3 protein-coding genes are annotated in these 1,798 nt (G+C 72.1%); 2 read left to right on the top strand and 1 reads right to left on the bottom strand.

Annotation, left to right across the window (positions count from 1 at the left end; translation table 11 throughout):
- The first annotated feature begins 180 nt into the window (after window positions 1-180).
- Together FM125_RS07700 and rsrA are read left to right on the top strand one after the other, a co-directional pair.
- On the top strand, window positions 181-933 hold the full coding sequence (locus tag FM125_RS07700) for a sigma-70 family RNA polymerase sigma factor (protein WP_087134200.1): 753 nt from the start codon (window positions 181-183) through the stop codon (window positions 931-933).
- A complete protein-coding gene (rsrA, locus tag FM125_RS07705; protein ID WP_087134198.1) occupies window positions 930-1,196 on the top strand; it encodes a mycothiol system anti-sigma-R factor in 267 nt (88 codons plus the stop codon). The genes FM125_RS07700 and rsrA overlap by 4 nt, the downstream gene beginning before the upstream one ends.
- A gap of 81 nt (window positions 1,197-1,277) precedes the next feature.
- Here the strand turns inward: rsrA and FM125_RS07710 are convergent, their stop codons facing one another.
- Window positions 1,278-1,763, bottom strand: a complete 486-nt coding sequence (locus tag FM125_RS07710; RefSeq protein ID WP_087134199.1) for a hypothetical protein — start codon at window positions 1,761-1,763, stop codon at window positions 1,278-1,280.
- Between the last annotated feature and the right edge of the window lie 35 nt (window positions 1,764-1,798).

Below are 1,798 nucleotides of genomic sequence, written 5' to 3' on the forward strand. Positions count from 1 at the left end.
AAGCGTCGGGCATGTCTCACGGCGGACCTCCTCGTCCGGTCGTCAGCGGCGCCTGTGGGGACGCTTCAGACACTGACGACGCGCACGTTCCGCCGATCCGGCGGGCCCGCGAGGAAGGAGGTCGCGCCGATGACGCCCACCATCGCACCGCCGCGGCCGGCCGCCGTAGACTGGCCGGTGATGACCGATCACATCTCCGCGGCCGAGGACGGCCGCCCCCAGGCTCCGGCCCACGACGAGACGCCGGCCGCATACGCCCGCCCGGAGAACGCGCCGGAGCACGACACGGCGGACATCGACGTGGCCGCCGAGACCGAGGCTGACCGCCGCGCCCGCTTCGAGCGCGACGCCCTCGACTTCGTGGACCAGCTCTACTCCGCCGCGCTGCGCATGACGCGCAACCCGCAGGACGCCGAGGACCTGGTCCAGGAGGCCTACACCAAGGCCTACTCGTCCTTCCACCAGTACCGGCCCGGCACCAACCTCAAGGCCTGGCTGTACCGGATCCTCACGAACACCTACATCAACCTCTACCGGAAGCGTCAGCGCGAGCCCCAGCAGGCCCAGACGGACACGGTGGAGGACTGGCAGATGGCCCGCGCCGCCGAGCACACCTCCACCGGTCTGCGCTCGGCCGAGACCGAGGCCCTCGACCATCTGCCGGACTCCGAGGTCAAGGCCGCCCTGCAGTCCATCCCGGAGGAGTTCCGCCTCGCGGTCTACTTCGCGGACGTGGAGGGCTATGCCTACAAGGAGATCGCCGAGATCCTCGACGTGCCGATCGGCACCGTCATGTCCCGCCTGCACCGCGGCCGCAAGCAGCTGCGCGAGGCGCTGTCCGACTACGCCGCAGGCCGCGGCATGGACGTCACCACCACCCCCGGCAAGAGCCGGAGGAAGACCACCGCCGCAGAGAAGGAGGCGACGCGATGAACCGCCACGACGGATGCTGCGGGGCCTTCGGCGAAGGCCACCTGGAGCGGCTCTACGAGTACCTGGACGGCGCCCTCACCGACGAGGACATCGAGGCCGTGCGCCGACACCTTCAAGACTGCCCGGACTGCCACGAGCAGGCCGCGTTCGAGCAGCTGATCCGCTCCGAGGTGCGCCGCTGCTGCCAGGAGAAGGCGCCCGAGAAGCTACGGGCCACCATCCGCATGCGCATGACCCAGATCCGCGTCACCCGCTACGAGTAACTGCGGATGGCCGCTGACACGGAACGAGGGCCCTCACCCGAACGGGCGAGGGCCCTGCCGCATCGGCGGACGAGAGACGGCTCACCCGTTCCGCGAGACCGTGAACGTGGCCGCACCGGGCAGACAGGACTCGGGCCCCCTGCCGCCACCGCCGCCGAAGGCGACCTGCGCGCCCTCGGCCAGCAGCAGCTCGGTGCCCCCGGCGTCCGTGAACACCATGCCCTCGCCGGTCTCGTCCACCGCCTGCTCCGGGAACACGGGGACCACCGGGTCGCCCCCGCCGTCCGGGACCACTACCAGGCACTCGTCCTCCAGCTGCAGGGTGCCCTGCAGCAGGGCGGAGTCGCCGGCCTCCTCCGCCGCGCCCGGATGCGTGGTCAGGGTCAGCAGGGTGACGTGCCGCCCGCCGGAGGAGGTCTCGGGCGAAGACCCGCCGGGCCGGCCGCCGTCAGAGGTCTGCGGCGCGGACGAGCCCGGGGCAGCGGAGGAGCGGTCCTCCTGGGCGCACCCGCAGAGGAGGACCAGCGCGGCGGCGCAGAGTCCGGTGAAGCGTCGGGCATGTCTCACGGCGGACCTCCTCGTCCGGTCGTCGGCGGCGCCTG

This window comes from Micrococcus lylae (assembly GCF_900163825.1).
GTDB lineage: Bacteria > Actinomycetota > Actinomycetes > Actinomycetales > Micrococcaceae > Micrococcus > Micrococcus lylae.